Annotated in this window: 16 protein-coding genes and 1 riboswitch; of the genes, 9 read left to right on the plus strand and 7 right to left on the minus strand. The window is 68.5% G+C overall.

Features of this window, described 5'->3' with window-relative positions; translation table 11 throughout:
• Positions 1-7: 7 nt before the first annotated feature.
• Positions 8-1,216, plus strand: coding sequence for an MFS transporter (locus tag ACPTTF_RS08695; RefSeq protein ID WP_423370908.1), 1,209 nt, complete (start codon positions 8-10; stop codon positions 1,214-1,216).
• A 6-nt stretch (positions 1,217-1,222) separates the two neighbouring features.
• Here the strand turns inward: ACPTTF_RS08695 and cobJ are convergent, their stop codons facing one another.
• From cobJ to cobG, 4 genes are read right to left on the minus strand one after another with little or no spacing between them, the layout of a single operon-like run.
• A complete protein-coding gene (gene cobJ / locus ACPTTF_RS08700; protein WP_423370909.1) occupies positions 1,223-2,938 on the minus strand; it encodes a precorrin-3B C(17)-methyltransferase in 1,716 nt (571 codons plus the stop codon).
• Entirely contained in the window at positions 2,935-3,669 is a 735-nt protein-coding gene (locus ACPTTF_RS08705; RefSeq protein WP_423370910.1) for a precorrin-2 C(20)-methyltransferase, read from the minus strand. Before ACPTTF_RS08705 ends, cobJ begins: the two co-directional genes overlap by 4 nt.
• On the minus strand, positions 3,666-4,292 hold the full coding sequence (locus tag ACPTTF_RS08710; protein ID WP_423370911.1) for a precorrin-8X methylmutase: 627 nt from the start codon (positions 4,290-4,292) through the stop codon (positions 3,666-3,668). The genes ACPTTF_RS08705 and ACPTTF_RS08710 overlap by 4 nt, the downstream gene beginning before the upstream one ends.
• Positions 4,285-5,649, minus strand: a complete 1,365-nt coding sequence (cobG, locus tag ACPTTF_RS08715; RefSeq protein WP_423371859.1) for a precorrin-3B synthase — start codon at positions 5,647-5,649, stop codon at positions 4,285-4,287. Before cobG ends, ACPTTF_RS08710 begins: the two co-directional genes overlap by 8 nt.
• 107 nt (positions 5,650-5,756) lie before the next feature.
• Positions 5,757-5,947: riboswitch (cobalamin riboswitch) on the minus strand.
• 142 nt (positions 5,948-6,089) lie between these two features.
• Here cobG and ACPTTF_RS08720 point away from each other — a divergent pair.
• The 5 genes from ACPTTF_RS08720 to cobM all read left to right on the plus strand — a co-directional run bounded on the left by ACPTTF_RS08720 (position 6,090) and on the right by cobM (position 10,352).
• Entirely contained in the window at positions 6,090-6,386 is a 297-nt protein-coding gene (locus tag ACPTTF_RS08720; RefSeq protein ID WP_423370912.1) for a hypothetical protein, read from the plus strand.
• Positions 6,387-6,510: 124 nt separating this feature from the next.
• Positions 6,511-7,764 carry a precorrin-6y C5,15-methyltransferase (decarboxylating) subunit CbiE gene (gene cbiE / locus ACPTTF_RS08725; protein WP_423370913.1) on the plus strand — a complete coding sequence of 418 codons (1,254 nt, stop codon included), beginning with the start codon at positions 6,511-6,513 and terminating at the stop codon, positions 7,762-7,764.
• Positions 7,764-8,852, plus strand: coding sequence for a cobalt-precorrin-5B (C(1))-methyltransferase (locus tag ACPTTF_RS08730; RefSeq protein WP_423370914.1), 1,089 nt, complete (start codon positions 7,764-7,766; stop codon positions 8,850-8,852). The genes cbiE and ACPTTF_RS08730 overlap by 1 nt, the downstream gene beginning before the upstream one ends.
• Positions 8,849-9,580, plus strand: coding sequence for a cobalt-precorrin-6A reductase (locus tag ACPTTF_RS08735; protein WP_423370915.1), 732 nt, complete (start codon positions 8,849-8,851; stop codon positions 9,578-9,580). The genes ACPTTF_RS08730 and ACPTTF_RS08735 overlap by 4 nt, the downstream gene beginning before the upstream one ends.
• A 43-nt stretch (positions 9,581-9,623) precedes the next feature.
• Positions 9,624-10,352, plus strand: a complete 729-nt coding sequence (cobM, locus tag ACPTTF_RS08740; RefSeq protein ID WP_423370916.1) for a precorrin-4 C(11)-methyltransferase — start codon at positions 9,624-9,626, stop codon at positions 10,350-10,352.
• On the opposite strand, the gene ACPTTF_RS08745 is transcribed toward cobM, so the two are convergent.
• Complete coding sequence (locus ACPTTF_RS08745) at positions 10,353-11,264, minus strand: DMT family transporter (protein ID WP_423370917.1); 912 nt, start codon at positions 11,262-11,264, stop codon at positions 10,353-10,355.
• Between the two features lie 141 nt (positions 11,265-11,405).
• On the opposite strand from ACPTTF_RS08745, the gene ACPTTF_RS08750 reads away from it, so the two are divergent.
• Together ACPTTF_RS08750 and ACPTTF_RS08755 are read left to right on the plus strand one after the other, a co-directional pair.
• Positions 11,406-11,945 (plus strand): MarR family transcriptional regulator, encoded by a 540-nt coding sequence (locus tag ACPTTF_RS08750; RefSeq protein ID WP_423370918.1) that lies wholly within the window; start codon positions 11,406-11,408, stop codon positions 11,943-11,945.
• A 245-nt stretch (positions 11,946-12,190) separates the two neighbouring features.
• Positions 12,191-12,922 (plus strand): hypothetical protein, encoded by a 732-nt coding sequence (locus tag ACPTTF_RS08755; protein ID WP_423391157.1) that lies wholly within the window; start codon positions 12,191-12,193, stop codon positions 12,920-12,922.
• 13 nt (positions 12,923-12,935) lie between these two features.
• Here ACPTTF_RS08755 and ACPTTF_RS08760 read toward each other — a convergent pair whose 3' ends face one another.
• A complete protein-coding gene (locus ACPTTF_RS08760) occupies positions 12,936-14,114 on the minus strand; it encodes an MFS transporter (protein ID WP_423370920.1) in 1,179 nt (392 codons plus the stop codon).
• A gap of 138 nt (positions 14,115-14,252) precedes the next feature.
• On the opposite strand from ACPTTF_RS08760, the gene ACPTTF_RS08765 reads away from it, so the two are divergent.
• Positions 14,253-14,768 (plus strand): MarR family winged helix-turn-helix transcriptional regulator, encoded by a 516-nt coding sequence (locus ACPTTF_RS08765; RefSeq protein ID WP_423371860.1) that lies wholly within the window; start codon positions 14,253-14,255, stop codon positions 14,766-14,768.
• A 211-nt stretch (positions 14,769-14,979) separates the two neighbouring features.
• Here the strand turns inward: ACPTTF_RS08765 and ACPTTF_RS08770 are convergent, their stop codons facing one another.
• Positions 14,980-16,836: an ATP-dependent nuclease gene (locus ACPTTF_RS08770; RefSeq protein ID WP_423370921.1), complete on the minus strand. Its 1,857-nt coding sequence runs from the start codon at positions 16,834-16,836 to the stop codon at positions 14,980-14,982.
• Positions 16,837-16,855 lie beyond the last annotated feature (19 nt).

Consider the following 16,855-nt stretch of genomic DNA (forward strand, 5'->3'; position numbering starts at 1 on the left):
AGCTCCGATGAACGACAGGACCACGCGCATCGCGTTCTTTCTCTGCGGCTTCGCCGCGTTTCTCAATCTGTATTCGACGCAGGGCATCCTGCACGAACTCGCGGCCGCCTTCGGCGTCAGCGCGGAGCGCGCGGGGCAGGGCGTGAGCGCCACCACGACGGCCGTCGCCATTATCGCGCCGTTCGTCGGCGTGCTGGCCGCGCGCATCGAGCGGCGCGTCGCGATCTCGCTGGCGGCGGTGGCGGTCGCGCTGCCGGTCGTGTGGTCCGCGCATGCGGCAAGCTTCGCGTCGTTTCTCGGTGCACGCTTTGCAGCCGGGCTCGTCATGCCGTTCGTCTTCGCGCTGTCGATCGCCTATATCGCCGAGCGCTTCGATCGCGGCACGTCGGCCGAGATCAGCGCGCTGTTCGTCGCCGGCACGACACTCGGCGGTTTCGCCGGCCGCTTCGCGACCAACCTGATGACGTCGATGTGGGGCTGGCGGCATGCGCTCGACGTCGTCGCGGCGCTGTGTCTCGTCACGGGCGTCGCGATCTACGCGAGCCTGCCGGCGTCCGGCACGATCGCGCGGCGTGTCGAACACGATGCGGATGCCGGTGCGGGGCCGTCCTGGCGCATCGTCACGCGCGGCCCGCTGCTCGCATCGTTCGCGATCGGCGCGTGCGTGCTCGCGTCGCAGGTCGCGACGTTCACGTTTGTCGGCCTGCGCCTGGCCCGCGCGCCGTTCGGCTTCGGCACGGTCGGGATCGGTGCGATCTATGCGGTGTTCCTGGTGGCGGTGGTCGTGACGCCGCTGGCAGGGCGCCTCGCGCGGCATCGCGGCCCGCGCGCACCGGGGCTGGCCGCGGCCGCGCTCGCGATCGGCGGGGCGCTGCTCACGCTGTCCGACCACGTGCCGGTGATCCTGGCGGGCCTCGCGCTCAGCTCGACCGCCGTGTTCGTCGAACAGGCGTCGGCCAACACGTTCATTTCGCAGGCGGCGTCGAGCGCGCGCTCGACGGCGATCGGCATCTATCTGTCCTGTTATTACTTCGGCGGCAGCCTCGGCTCGATCCTGCCGGTGCCCGGCTGGCACCGGTGGGGATGGGCCGGCTGCGTCGCGTTCGTGGTCGTCGCGCAGGCCATCGTCGGCGTGCTCGTGTACCGGTTCTGGCGAACCGGCGGCGCCGCCGGCACGGCGCTCGCCGATGCGCCCGGCGTCAGGCCGGCACGCTAGCCGGGGTCAGCGATACCAGCGCGGCGTATAGACCCACTCGCGACCCTTGCCGATCGCAAAGCGCCGCGTCGTCGACGAGCCGACGATCACCATCGTGCGCATGTCGACCTGGTCGCTGCGTAGTGCGCCGAGCGTCGTCGTCGTGAGCGTCGCGCCCGGCCGGCCGATGTCGCGGCCCAGCACGACCACCGTATCGGCCGTGCGATGCGCGCGCACGGCATCAAGTGCACGATCGAGCTGCCACGGCCGCGCACGCGAGATCGGGTTGTAGAACGCCATCACCAGATCGGCTTGCGCTGCATGCCGCAGGCGCGTCTCGATCACGTCCCATGGCTTCAGGTTGTCCGACAGCGAGATCGCGCAGAAATCATGGCCGAGCGGCGCGCCGGCCTGCGCGGCCGTCGCGAGCGACGCCGAGATGCCGGGCTCCACCCGCAGGTCGACCGCGGCCCAGTGCGGGTCGCGCGCTTCGTCGAGCGCTTCGAGCACGGCCGCGGCCATCGCGAACACGCCCGGGTCGCCCGACGACACGACCGCGACGCGCCGGCCTTCTGCCGCCAGTTCGAACGCGTGGCGCGCGCGCTGCATTTCCTCGCGATTGTCGGTGCCGTGCACGCGCTGGTCGTCGCGGAACGGGCCGGCCATGTTCACGTAGGTGGTGTAGCCGAGGATGTCGGTCGCTTCCGCGAGCGCGGCGCGCGCGGCCGGCGTGAGCCACGCGGCGCCGCCCGGGCCGAGCCCGAGCACCGTCAGGCGGCCGCGTGCACGGCCGAGCGTGGCGGCATCGACCGGATGCGACGCGACCGCGCATGCGACGCCGTTCGTCGTGGCCCGCAGCGTGTGCACGACACGCAACGCGCGGCCGAGCAGCGCGGCCGCGTCGGTCGGTGTGTCGCCATCGCCGTCGCCATCGACAAAACGAAGTGGCACGTCGAGCGTTTGCGCCGCATCTTCCAGCGCGGCATCGCCGATCGCCGATGCGGGCGCGACGATGGCCGCGAGCGCCAGCCGCGCAAGACCTTGCGCGTCGAGCGACGCCGCGATGCGCGCGGCGAGCGCGTCATCCGCGTGGACCGCCTGCGCCTCGACGCCCACCACCACGCTGCGCGGATGAATCACGAGTTCGTCGCGCGCGCCGCGCCAGGCTTCGGGGGTCACGCGAATCGCATGCGCGGCTGCGTCGTCGCGCGGCAGCGCGACATCGTCGAGCCACGGCGCCGCGCCGTCGATGCGCGTCGATTCGCCCGCGAGCAGATCGGACACGAAGCGCTTGCCCTGCGCGATATCGGCGAGTGCATAGCCTTCCGGCGGATTGAGCACGCACGCGCCGAAGCGCAGTTCGCCGCTCGTCGTGATGGCCGGTGCAACGCCGACGCATGCGGCGATTTCGCGCGCGATCACGTTGACGCCCGTCAGCCCGCCGAGCAGCGGCACGACCGCCGAGCCGTCTTCCGCCACCGCGAGCACGGGCGGCTCGACGCCCTTGTCGGCAAGCGCGGGAGCGAGGCAGCGGATCACGATGCCGGCCGCGCACAGCGCGACGATCGGCAGGCCGCGTGCATAGAGTTCGCGCAAGTGCGCGCCGAGCTCGTCGAACGGCACGTCGGCGGCGACGCGCGATGCGAGGCCATGCACGAGGGCGCCCGGATAGCGCGCCTGGATGCGCCGCGCGGTATCGAGCGCGCCCGCGCCGAGGATCACGATCGCGGGCGGGGTCGTCATCCTTGCCATTTTTCCCCCGGCACGACGAGCAGCGAGAAATACGGCGATGCCATCGGATCGACCTCGTCGAGCGGCACGATGCGCTGGCTCGCCATCGTCGCGCGCTCCACATACAGCGCGCGCTTCGCGAGCCCCAGCTCGTCGAGCACGCGCCGCACCTTGTCGAAATTGCGGCCGAGCTTCATCACGACGGCCGCATCGGCCTGAGCGAGCCGCGTGCGCAATTCGTGATCGGGCAGCACGCCCGACAGCACCGACAGGCTCTGGTTGCGATAGACGAGCGGCTGGCCGAGCACGGCGGTGCCGCCGAGCATCGCGCATACACCGGGGATCACCTCCGTGTCGTAGCGCGGCGCGAGGCGGTCGTGCAGGTACATGTACGAGCCGTAGAAGAACGGGTCGCCTTCGCAGATCACCGCGACGTCGCGCCCCGCATCGAGGTGCGCGGCAACGATTTCGGCGGCCGTGTCGTAGAAGTCGGCGATCACCGTCTCGTAGCACAGCGGCGGCGGCAGCGCCTCGGTCGTCACCGGATAGACGAGCGGCAGTTGCGTCTGCCCGTCCTGCAGGTGCGCCTCGACGATGCCGTACGCATTGCCTTTCTTGCCCTTCGCGACGAAATACGCGACCACGGGCGCGGCCTGCAGCACGCGCAGCGCCTTGATCGTCATCAGTTCAGGATCGCCGGGGCCGACACCGACCCCGAACAGGCGTCCGCGCGCGGTCGTCATTCGACCTCCGTCGCGAGTGCGTTGACCGCCGCAGCCGCCATCGCGCTGCCGCCGCGCCGGCCGAGCAGCGCGACGTACGGCACGCCGCGGCTGTCGGCATCGAGCAGCGCCTTCGATTCGGCCGCACCGATGAAGCCGACCGGGAAACCGAGGATCAGCGCGGGGCGCGGCGCGCCGGCATCGATCATGTCGAGCAGGTGGAACAGCGCGGTCGGCGCATTGCCGATCACGACGACGCTGCCGGCGAGGTGCGGACGCCACAGTTCGAGCGCGGCAGCCGAACGCGTGTTGCCGAGATGCCGCGCGAGATCGGGCACCTCCGGCTCGCCGAGCGTGCAGATCACGCGGTTGTCGGCCGGCAGCCGCGCGCGCGTGATGCCTTCGGCGACCATTCGCGCGTCGCACAGGATCGGCGCACCGGCCGCGAGCGCCGTGCGGCCTGCCGTGCCGGCACCGGCCGAGAAGCGCAGGCCGTAGGCGACGTCGACCATCCCGCACGCATGGATCACGCGCACCGCGAGTTTCTCGAGGTCGGGCGGAACCTGCGACAGGTCGGCCTCGGCGCGGATCGTCGCGAACGACTGGCGGTAGATTTCCTGCCCGTCGCGAATGTAGTCAAGCATCGGTGGTGTCCTGGCTGTGCCGCGCGCCCGTCAGTCGGGCCGCGGCCTGGTCAATCGTCAGATGGCGCGCGAGCGGGGCGCCGAGGCCCGCGGCTGCGTCGCGCCGGTAAAGGTCGTAGTGCGCGGGCGCAACCGCGACGAGCGTGTGCGTCGCGGGATGCGGCAGCGCGCAGTGGCGCTCGCAGCCGGTCAGGTGCACGTCGACCGCGTGGCCGATGCGCGCGGCGAGCGCGAGCGCGTCGTGTTTCGTGTCGGCACGCGCCTTCGCGCAGCCCGCGCTGCCGGTGCACGCGACGACCGATGCCAGCGGGTCGGACGACGCGCAGACGAGGCCGAGCGACGACAGCGCATCGAGCGTGGCCGGCGCGCGTTCACGCGATACGCCGTGCATGAACACGCCTTGCCATGGCGTCATCGACAGCGTGCCGTCGCCGTCGGTTTCGGCCAGCGCGGCGAGCCGTTCCAGTTGCGTGGCATCGAGCCGGCCGAGCGTGAATTGCGCGCCGACGTTGCAGCGCGCCGCATCGCGCGAAGGGCGTACGCCGAAACGCAGCGCCGGGTCGGTGCGCGTGCGGCGCCAGCCGGCGAGCGCCGGATCGGCCGCCAGCGGGAAGGGCACATAGTGCTGCGCGCGTTCGAGCAGCACGCGCTCGCCGCAGGTTGCGAGCAGTGCGCGCATCCGCGTGACGTCCGCCGGCGCGAGATCGAGGAACGCGAGCAGCAGCGCGCGGACCAGCGCGGTACCTTGATCGGGCGCGACATCGACCAAAGCGGGTGGGGCGTCATGCGCGACCGGCGGGCAGCCGGCCAGCCCGGCCGCAATGCGCACCGCACCGTCGCCGCGACGCCATGCGGCCAGCCAGATGTCGTGCGGATGATCGAGCGTCGCAACCGATTCGCCGCCGTCGAGCTGGATCGAGAATTTCGGCGACAGCTCGCCACGGCGCGGCTCGCGCGCCAGCATGTCGAAGAGCGGTGCGGCGAGCGCGCGGCTATCGACGAGTGCGGCAGGGTCGTGGCCGGCGAGCGGGCTGAGCATCACGTTGCGGACGTCGTCGCTCGCGGAGAGCGCGGCCGCATCGGCGGTGGCGCTCGCGGTGGCATCGACGGGCGGGCCGAGCCCCGCGTCGAGCAATGCGCGCATCAGCGCGTCGGCCGCGCCGTCGCGAATGCCGCGCAGCTGGAGGTTCGCGCGATTGGTCGCGTCGATCGCACCGGAGCCGAAGTCACGCGCGGCAGCGGCGATCGCACGCGCCTGACGCGCGTCGAGCCGGCCGCCCGGCAGCTTGATCCGGCACAGGCCGCCGTCGGCGGCCGCGACCACGCGCACGAGCCCCGGGCAAGCCGAAGGGCGCACGACGGGCGACGCAGGAATCGAAACGGGGGCGGAACTCAACGGGATACCGGGGCAGTGTCGCGCCGCGGCCAACGCATCGGTACACCCCGCCCGACGCCGACTGGCACGCACGCACTTTCTGGCCGGCAGGTCTCCTGGCTGACAGGTCGGCGCCGGCTCCCGGCCTTCCCGGTGGAACCAGTGGCATGAGGGGGAGATCGGCTCGCTGTCTACAGTTGCGGGGGCAGCCACAGCGGCGCGTGGTGCGCCCTGTGTTCCCTCTTCGGCCCCGAGGGGCACCGGCGAACGAACGGCCGTAGGATACCCGATTTTCGCGACGATCCGGCAGCGGCGATGCGCCGCGCAACCGCGTCGCAGCATGGCCGCAGCCGGTTTTGCGCTGTCTCGCCAATGGTACGATTGGCGGCTCGACATCAGATCGGCGACCGCCGGCACCCGCTATGAAACTCGGCAGGACAGAGCTGTTCGGCATGGGCATCGCGCTGGGCCTGCTGGCCATCCCCGCATGGGTTCTGCTCGCGAGCATACTGATCCCGCTTGCACCGTCGGCCGAGTGGCCGAAGAATGTCGGGCTTGCCGGCCTCGGCGTGCCGATCGTGGCGGGCGGAACGCTCCTGTACAGGAAAGGCGGTGCGCGGCCGCTCATGTGGCTGCTGCTCGGCTGGCTGCTGATCGCGTCGATCGCCGGCATGTATCTGGCCTTGCTGACGTTTGTCGTCGGCGTGCCGCTCGGCTGACATCGTCGCCGTATCGCACCGGCGGGCGGGCGACGCGCACAGCATGGAAACGGATCAACGCGCGGCGGCCCGGCAGCCGCGCATCGCAACAAATTGTATGGAATCGAACGATGGGGAAGGGTGCATGACGGCGTGGCTGACGGTAGTGGGCATCGGCGACGACGGTTACGCGGGGCTTGGGCGCAGCGCACGACGCGCGCTGCTCGACGCGACGCTCGTGGTCGGTGCGAAACGGCATCTCGACATGCTGCCCGCACGGCTGCGTGCCGAACGCGAAGCATGGCCGTCGCCGTTCGATCTCGCGGGCGTGCTCGCGCGGCGCGGCTCGCCCGTGTGCGTGCTCGCGAGCGGCGACCCGATGCTGTTCGGCGTCGGCGCGACGCTCGCGCGCCAGCTTTGCGCCGATGACTGGCGTGTGCTGCCCGCACCGTCGTCGCTGTCGCTGGCGGCCGCCCGCCTCGGCTGGGCGCTGCAGGATGTCGGCGCAGTCTCGCTCGTCGGCCGTCCGCTTGCGACGCTCGCGCGTCACCTGCTGCCAGGACGCCGCCTGTTCGTGCTGAGCGCCGACGGCCGGACGCCGGCCGCCGTCGCGGCCGAACTCGTCGCACGCGGCTTCGGGCCGACCCGCATCTGCGTGTTCGAACATCTGGGCGGCCCGCTCGAGCGGCGTCTCGACGGGCTCGCGCAGGACTGGCGCGTCGACGAAACGGCCGCGCTCAATCTGGTTGCGCTCGACTGCCAGGCCGGCCCCGACGCGCCGCGCCGCGCGCTCACGCCCGGCCTGCCCGACGATGCGTACCGTCACGACGGCCAGCTCACCAAGCGCGACCTGCGCGCGATGACGCTCGGTCGCCTCGCGCCCGCGCCCGGCGAGCTGCTGTGGGACGTCGGCGCCGGCAGCGGCTCGATCGGCATCGAATGGATGCGCGCGCATCCGTCATGCCAGGCAATCGCGATCGAAGCGCATGCGGAACGGCAGCGCTTCATCGAGCACAACCGCGACACGCTCGGCGTGCCGGGCCTGCAGCTCGTCGCGGGCCGCGCCCCCGATGCGCTCGCGGGGCTCGCCGCACCCGACGCGATCTTTATCGGCGGCGGGGCGACCGCGCCCGGCGTGCTCGACGCGTGCTGGGCAGCGCTGAAACCCGGCGGCCGGCTGATCGCGAACGCGGTCACGCTGCAGGGCGAGCTGGCGCTCGCCGCATGGCGCGAGACGCATGGCGGCACCCTCACGCGCGTGTCGCTCGCGCATGCCGAGCCGCTCGGCCGCTTCGACACCTGGCGTCAGCCGTTGCCGGTCACGCTGTACGACGTGCGCAAGCCCGACGCGGCCGGCACGGCCGCAGCGCCGGCCACGACGAACTCGACGGACGCGTGATGCGCGACGAGACCCCCGAACAGCCCGCGCCATTACGCTTCGGCTATACCACCGGCAGCTGCGCGACCGCGACGTCGCTCGCCGCTGCGCGGCTGCTGCTCGCGGGTCATGCGGACGACGCCGTCGAGATCGTGCTGCCGAAGGGGCAGCACGTCATGATGCGGCTCGAGTTCTGCCGGGCCACGGCCGACGGTGCGGAAGCCGGCACGATCAAGGACGCCGGCGACGATCCGGACGTGACGCACGGTGCGCTGATCTTCGCGCGTGTCGCGCTCGCGGCGGCACCCGGCGTGCGGTTTCATGCGGGGCCGGGCGTCGGCACGGTCACGCGCGCGGGGCTGACGCTGCCGGTCGGCGAACCGGCGATCAACCCAGTGCCACGCCAGATGATGACGACGCACCTGGAAGCGCTGGCGGCCGAGCAAGGCTATGCGGGCGGCTTCGACGTGACGATCGGCGTCGAGGGCGGCGAGGCGCTCGCGCTGAAGACGATGAACCCGCGCCTCGGCATCGTCGGCGGGCTGTCGATCCTCGGCACGACCGGCATCGTGCGGCCGTTCTCGTGCTCGGCCTATATCGCGTCGATCCACCAGGGCATCGACGTCGCACGCGCAAACGGCATCGCGCATATCGCCGCGTGCACGGGCAATGCAAGCGAGGATGCGATGCGCGCGCACTACCACCTGCCCGACATGGCGCTGATCGAGATGGGCGATTTCGCGGGCGCGGTGCTCAAGCACCTGCGGCGCGCGCCGGTCGCGCGGCTGTCGATGTGCGGCGGCTTCGGCAAGCTCAGCAAGCTCGCGGCCGGCCATCTCGACCTGCACAGCCGCCATTCGAGCATCGACCTGCCGCTGCTCGCACAGTGGGCGGCCGAGGCGGGCGCCAGCGACGCGCTGCAGGCCGCAATGCGCGCCGCGAACACGAGCCAGGAAGCGCTGAAGCTCGCGCACGCCGACGGCGTGCCGCTCGGCGATCTCGTCTGCGCACACGCGCTGCGCGTCGCGCGCGACATCGTGCCGGCGTCGGTCGCCGTCGAGATGTTCGCGATCGACCGGCAGGGCCGCTTCGTCGGGGCAGCGCGATGAGCACGCGCATCCTGCTGCTCGGCGGCACCGGCGACGCATTGAAGATCGCGCGCTCGCTCGGGCCCCGTCACGTCTACAGCCTGGCCGGCCTCGGCAAGGTGCCCGACGACCTGCGCTGCGACGTGCGCGTCGGCGGTTTCGGCGGCGCCGCCGGGCTGGCCGCGTATCTGCGCGACGCCGGCATCGGCCTCGTGATCGACGCGACGCATCCGTATGCCGCGCAAATCAGCGCGAATGCCGCCGCCGCGGCGCGTGAAGCGGGCGTGCCGCTGTGGGCGCTGCGCCGCGCGCCGTGGTCGCCGCAACCCGGCGACGACTGGCGCATGGTCGGCGACTGGGCCGGCATCGAAGCCGCGCTCGCGCCGTTCCGGCGGCCGCTGTTCACGCTCGGCCGCGAACCGCTCGCGCATCTCGACGCGATCCCGCCGCACCAGTTCTGGCTCGTGCGCTGCCTCGACGCGCATCCCGGCAACGCGCATGCGCAGGTCGTCGCCGCGCGCGGGCCGTTCACGCTCGACGGCGAGCGCGCACTGTTCGCGCTGACGGGCATCGACGTCGTCGTCAGCAAGAACAGCGGTGGCGCGGCCACCGAAGCCAAGCTCGACGTGGCGCGCGAACGCAGGCTGCCGGTCGTGATGCTGCGCCGGCCGCCGCTGCCCGACGCCGACCGCGCGTTCGACTCGGCCGCGGCGCTCATCGACGCGCTCGATCCGGCCGCGCGCGCATGACGCCGCGCGGCCGGTCATTCCATGAATTGACGGAGATTTTTCGATGACGGTGTATTTCATCGGCGCGGGCCCCGGCGACCCGGAGCTGATCACGGTGAAGGGCCAGCGCCTCGTGCGCACGTGCCCGGTGATCCTGTATGCGGGTTCGCTGGTGCCGGCCGCCGTGCTCGACGGCCATCGCGCGGAGCAGGTCGTCAATACGGCCGAGCTCGACCTCGACGCGATCGTCGCGCTGCTTGCCGCCGCACATGCGAAAGGGCAGGACGTCGCGCGCGTGCATTCGGGCGACCCGTCGCTGTACGGCGCGATCGGCGAGCAGATCCGCCGCCTCAAGGTACTCGGGATTCCATACGACATTGTACCGGGCGTGACGGCCACGGCCGCGTGCGCGGCGACGCTCGGCGTCGAGCTGACGCTGCCGGGCGTCGCGCAGACGGTGATCCTCACGCGCTTCGCGGGCAAGACGACGATGCCGGAAGGCGAAGCCCTCGGCTCGCTCGCCGCGCACCGCGCGACGCTCGCGATCCATCTCGGCGTGCGCCATCTCGCGCGCATCGTCGACGAAGTGCTGCCGCATTACGGCGCCGATTGCCCGGTCGCGGTGATCTATCGCGCGAGCTGGCCGGATGAAGAACGCGTGACCGGCACGCTCGCCGACATCGTCGGCAAGGTGCGGGGCACGCAGATCGAACGCACCGCGCTGATCCTGATCGGGCGCGTGCTCGATGCCGAAGGGTTCGCGGATTCGACGCTGTACGCGAGCGCAGGCTGATCACGTGCGGGCCGGCCCGGGTTCGGCACGGCGTTCGCGCAGGTGCGTGTAGAGCGCCGCGCCGATCGTGATCGCGCCGCCGACGAAGTAGATCGGCGCGGCCGATTCGCCGAGGATCAGGATCGACGCGGCGATACCGACGACAGGAATCAGGTTGAGCACGACCACGCTCCAGTACGATGCGTTGTCGCGCGCGCCGCGAAAATAAAACAGGAACGCGAGCGTGAACTGCAGCACGCCGATCGCCAGCGCGGGCCACACGGCCGGCCACGCCGGCAACCGGTGCGACCCGCCGCCGCCCAGGTCGATGCCGAGCAGCACGAGCGCGAGGAGCAGCGAACCGGCCTGCTGGATCAGCAGCATCGCCGTCGCGGAAGTGAGCGTCACGGCCTGCGTCGACAACGACACATACAGCGCGGCCACCATCACGCCGGCGAACACGAATGCATCGCCGCGCAGCGACGCGTGAGCGTCCGCCGAGGTATCGCCGAGCGTGATGATGACGACACCCGTCAACGCGACGACGCCCGCGAACAGTAGCCGCCTGTCGACCCTGAACCGGAACAGCGCGATGTTGAACGCGAGGATGCCGAGCGGTTCGAGCGCGAAGATCACCGCGGTGTGCAGCGCGGACGTGGATTGCATGCCGACGAACCCGAGGTAGTACGCGCCGCACGGCTCGAGCATGCCGATCAGCGCGACGACGACAACCTGCGCCGGGGCGATGCCTTTCAGGCTGACACGTTGCGCGACGGCGAGACACGAGAGCACCGCGACGCTGGCGCCGATCTGCAGCACGATGAGCCACGCGGGCGACAGGGCAGGCAGCGCCATCTTGCTGAACGGGATGGCGACGCCCCAGCACAGCGTCGCCATGATCAGGCATCCGGTCTTGCGCGCGCTGTCGTTCATGCGTTGGCTCCACTCGGCCTGTCGACTCGTAGAATGCGGGCGAGCGACCGCCCGGATCGAGCGGGTCGCGCTGCGGCTGACATCGGTGACACGATGGTTTAAATTATATGCGTGACGCACACATATACCAGGAGTGCCTACATGAAAAAGCAACGCTTGAACAACCTGCTGGGCGCGCTCGCGCTTGGGCTGAACGACCGGGTAGAGGACGCGATCGCCCGCGACACCGGGCTGCACGGGTCGAGCGTGGATGCGCTGGTGCTGCTGTCGCAGGCGCAGGCACTGACGATCGACGCGCTGGCGCGGCAATTGATGCTCGTCCACTCGTCGGCTGTGCGACTTGCCGAGCGGATGGCGCAGGAAGGGCTCGTCGCGCGCGAGCCCGGCGACGACAAACGCACCGTCGTGCTGACGCTGACCGAGGCCGGGCACGATGCGGTGCAGCAGGTGCTCGCTGCACGCGGCGCGGCGATCGCGGACCTCACGCGCACGTTGACGTCCGAGCAATGCGCGCAACTCACGCCGATCTGCGAGCAACTGGTCGGCGCGCTGGCCGACGACATGCAGAACGCGATCCGCGTGTGCCGGCTGTGCGACGAAGACGCGTGCGACTTGCGGCGCTGCCCGTCCGAGCGTGCCTATCGGCGGTTCGAGGCGGAACGGGAAGCGGGCGGTCGATAACGGCGCGGTGTCTGGGCGGGGCGGGCACTTTCGGGCAGACTGGGCCACGTCGCTGGATCACCGCACGGGATCACGGCGCGCCAACCACCTTACAAGGACAACGTTGAATGGGTACCCGTATTCGATCGGGCATGTGCAGCCTGGCGGGATTGACGGCCGCTCTGATCGCGGCATCCACGGCCCACGCTGCCGGTGACGCCAGCGAAGCTCGCGCCGTGCCTTTTGTCGAGGTTGCGAAAACCGCCGTGCCCGATCGCGACTGGCCGCGCAAGGTGTGCGAGTTGGCGTCGGCATCGTGCGGCGCCCCCGGCCAGCCCGGCGACGCGGACAACGCGCCGTCGCTGTACCGGGCCAGGAACGACGCGCCGGGCATCTACTACGCGATCCTGCCGGGCCCGCAACTGCTGAAAGTGAGTTTCGCGTCCGCCGCCGGCTGGAAGCGCGTGCAGCAGTGGGATTTCTCCGACTACCAGCGGACCAACCGGGTCGACGGCGACGGCGAGCCACCGCCGCTCGGGATCTACCCCGCGTTGTATCCGCTGGGCGGCGAGCGCTTCGCGGTCGCGGTGCTGGCCGGTTGGTCCGAAAGCTATTCAGGCGGTGGCGGAAGCTGGGAAAACGCCGATTTCGTCGAACTGCAGCCGAACGGCGGCCATGCGAGCACGCCACGCGTATCGAAGCTCCCGTTCAGCTGCAACAAGCAGATTCGGGCCTGCTTCACCGAGCACGACTATCAGCACTCGCCGCATTGCAGCGAAGACTTCGACGGTTCCCTGCGGCTGCGCTTCGTGCCCGGCGCGAGTGCCGGCAAGCTCGACTGGATCGCCACCTGGAAGGAGAGCCATTGGCCGGGCCAGGAACCGCAGAGCAAAACCGGGCATACCTCGGTTTCCGTCACGTTGCCGGCCGGGCGGGACCCTGTCGCCGCAGGCAACGCGCTGCGCGACAAGATCCCGTTTTGCGAGCCGGTCAACTGAACGGCTGCCGGCGCTACGCACGCGCGGCGTGCAGCGTCTGCTTCGGCGCAAACCCCGACGCCAGCGCGAACAGCGCGACACACAGGCAGGCCATCGCGCCCCACGCGGGCGTCAGGTCAGCGAGATGCTGGCGCACGATGCCTGCCGCGAACGGAAACAGCCCGGCGATCAGGTAGCCGATACCCTGCACGAACCCCGTCAGCGATGCGGCATCGGCCGGCGTCGCCGCATGGTCGACCGTGACGATCAGCGACAGCGGAAACAGCGCGCCGATCCCCGCGCCCATCAGCAGCGCGGCCGGCAACGCGAGCGCTTCGGGCGCGGCCAGCATCACCAGCAAGCCGACGAACAGCGACGCGATCGCCGCATGCAGCGCGGGCCGGCGATCGGGCAGGCGGTCGATCATCGCCGAGATCGTCAGCCCCGCGACGACCTCCGCGAGCGTCACGCCGCCGAGCAGGCTGCCGGCCGCCGTCGGCGACCAGCCGAGCCGCATGTAGTAAGGCGGCAGCCACGCGAGCACGAGCGTGTACGCGCCGGTCGCGATGCCGAAGAACAGCGCGAGCCGCCACGCACGCGGCGAGCGCGACGGCTGCGCATGCGTTGCCGACGCCGGCCCGGCGGCGAGCGCGTTGCCGCCGCGGCTGGCCAGCGGCCAGGCCAGCGCGGCCACCGCGGCCGGCAGCGCCCAGCCTGCGAGCGCGGCGAGCCAGCCCCAACGGGCCGCGGCGAGCGGCGCGACGACGCTCGCGAGCACCGCACCGCCCATGATCGACGTCGAATAGACGCCCATCGCACCGCCGATCCGCGTCGCGAAATGGGCCTTCACGAAGCCGGGCAGCAGCGCCTGCACCATCGCGATCCCGATGCCCGCGCAGCAGGCGCTCGCAAGCAGCAGCCACGCGTGCTGCGCGCCAACGCGCGACACGCAGGCCAGCCCGATCAGCGCCACGCCGAGCCACACGCCGCCCGCGATGCCGGTCACGCGCTGCAGGCGCCGCGCACTCAGCGCGCCGAGCCCCATCAGCAGGATCGGGATCGTCGTCAGCAGGCTGGCGGCGCTATCGTCGATGCCGGTCGCGCGCTGGATCATGTCGAGCAGCGGGCCGACCGCGGCCAGCGCCGGCCGCAGGTTCAGCCCGACGAGCACGATGGCGGCAAGCCGCCATCCGGGGGAAGTGAAGCGATTCATCGCAAGGCCCTCGAAATCGGTGCGCGGCCCCGGGACGGCGCCGCGCGTTTTTCATGTAAAGTATCTCGACATCAAGATAAACGTTGGTTTATCTCGACGTCAAGATAACTGGTAGGCCGAGGAGGGTTAATGGATCAGGTGGATCGAGCCGCGCATGCGCTCGCGCAATGGCGTGCCGAGCGTCCGGATCTCGACGCGTCGTCGATGGTGGTGATGGGGCGGCTGCAGGAAGCCGCGCTCGTGATCGCGCGCGACCGTCTCAATCCGCTGTTCGCGCGCTACGGGATGCAGCCGGGCGAATTCGACGTGCTCGCGACGCTGCGGCGCGGCGGTGCACCGTTCGCGCTGACGCCGACGGCGCTGTATGACGCGCTGATGATGTCGTCGGGCGGGATGACTGCGCGCATCGACCGACTGCAGAAGGCCGGTTGGGTGGAGCGCCGGCCGAACCCGGCCGACGGGCGCGGTACGCTCGTTGCGCTGACGGAGACCGGCCGCGCGCTGATCGACGAGGCCGTCGTCGCGCATGTCGACAATCAGCGCGAGTTGCTGGCTGTGCTGTCGGACGACGAGCAGGTGCAGTTGTCGCAACTGCTGGCGAAGCTGCTGGCGGGGCTGGGGGACGGGGGGCCGAAAGGGGCGGACGGCAAGTAGCGGTGCCGAATGCGTCACGCAAACGCACGTCGCGGGCACAAACAAGGTTCTTCGTGAATTTTCGTGGGCTTCGCTTGCCGACCCGAAGCGGTCGGTCGCAATGCGGCGTCGAACATCTGCTCGACACCGCCATACCGAACACTCGCAAACATCCTATCTATGAATTCAGAGTTGACTCCAGTTATCGCAGCATTTCTGCAATCTCACCGGCTTATCTTTTATTTTTCAAGCCAAGTGTATCGTTGACCTTTGAAAATATGTCATCTCCGGGTCGCAAGGTAAGTGGTTGGTCCGGCACGTCTAACACCTTAGTCGCAAATGAAACACTCATCGCACCATCTAGAGCTTCGAATGAAAATAGTTTGGCGCGATCTCCGGCGAGGGATTGAGCGGCCAACTCAATATCGCTCACGGCGGCTCCATCTTGAAATTTTGCAAACGCTGGGGACGCAACCGACAAAAGAATATCTCGAAGAGATTCGGCTTCGTTAATACACTCCGCTTCTGCCGCAAAGACAATGCAGCGCGCGATGTCTGTATACAGCTCTCTCGCACCATTTACGGCAAGCCCCTCTATATATTCCATTTCGGCTGCGGCGGCGGTTGGCTTTTCGGTCGAAGTCAATTGATCAGATTTCTTGTAATAGGATTCAATGGAGCCGCGCCGAAGAATAAAGCAACCAGTCTTTTCAAGCACATCGAGAAGGGCTGTAAGGCGACGGTGCATTTGCACCCAACCATTGCCGAGCCTTTTAATTTCTACAGCACCTAGTATAAACAACGTGCAGAAGGCCGCTCGTCGCTTTGCTAGGTCTTCATCGGCGGAACCTCTATTGATCCAATATGCATGGTCTTCAGCATGCTCCCGAATCTCTGACCAACCGCTCTTGACCTGGTTGCAGAAGTCGTTATAGATTCCATGAGCCATGTGTCTGGCCGAAGCGAACCCCATTTCACCTGCGGCGTAGTCTGCATCCGTGATCAGAAATTCATTGATGAGGTCTAGCCCGTCGGCAATAGCATCTGCATCGGCAAGCACCACGGGTTCTTTTCCGAGTAGCCTTAGCAGCTTAGCGACAACTGGCATTTGCCCTTTCCCGACAACGGGTAGGAGTTGGGACCCGGCCGCTTCCAAATCCATGTCGATTTTTGCGGCTATCGCTGAACAAATAATAACGTCTGAAGGCCCTTCAACCAGCAGCGGGCGTTTTGCGAATAGGGCGAGCTTATGCTCCTGTCCCAAGCGAGCAATCAGCGCCTGGATTTTCTTATTTTTTAACTCTCGTGCGTTCGCATCGATCTGAGTCGGAGGAGTGTTAATGTCATGCGAAAACACGAGCGATGGTAGATCGGCCGGTTTCGTGATCTGCAACATTTCAGTCGAATGGGTAGCGATGATGACGATCTTCCGCTTGGGTCCGTCGAGTGGGTCACCTGCAGCCTTGCGGATCTCTCGATTAAGGAATGCTTGCAATTGAGGATGAAGAGATACCTCCGGTTCGTCAAGCAGCAAAACACCCACTTCATCATCATAGAGGGCCGTGAGAATGCCGACCAAATGCAGCAACCCCGACGCCTCCCTTCCTGATGAATAGGTCTTTGCGCCACGCTCATATCGTGCGAATTTAACCTCAAGGCCGCCAGCATCCCATTCGACAAAAATATCCCGTTTAAATAGTTTTTTTAATCTCTCACGGATTTTTATTTGAATATCAGTTCGCTGCGAAAGCGTTTGAAAGTCGCCATTCAGCGTTTCAATTGCATGACGTCTCTCGAGATCATGTTTGTTACCGAACCTCGCAGTTTCGTACATCAGATTGCCATTTCGGTGCCCATCGAAATCAGATCGAGCATTCTCAATCGCTCCAATTCGACCAGCCGAAATGAACCGGACTTTTCTTCCAACCGAATGGAAGCGCATAACGGATTGTAAGCCGCGTAGCAATTGTGTCTTCCCCGATCCATTGGGACCTATGAAAACGGTCAATCCAGAATGCAGCGTGATGGTTCTGGTGATCGGATGAGAGTAACCGTTTATAGGGAAGGTGATCTCTAGCGGGAAGGTCACAGGGAGCCTCTTGGATTTA

It is taken from the genome of Burkholderia crassaminum (genome assembly GCF_964265005.1).
In the GTDB taxonomy this organism is placed as follows: domain Bacteria; phylum Pseudomonadota; class Gammaproteobacteria; order Burkholderiales; family Burkholderiaceae; genus Burkholderia.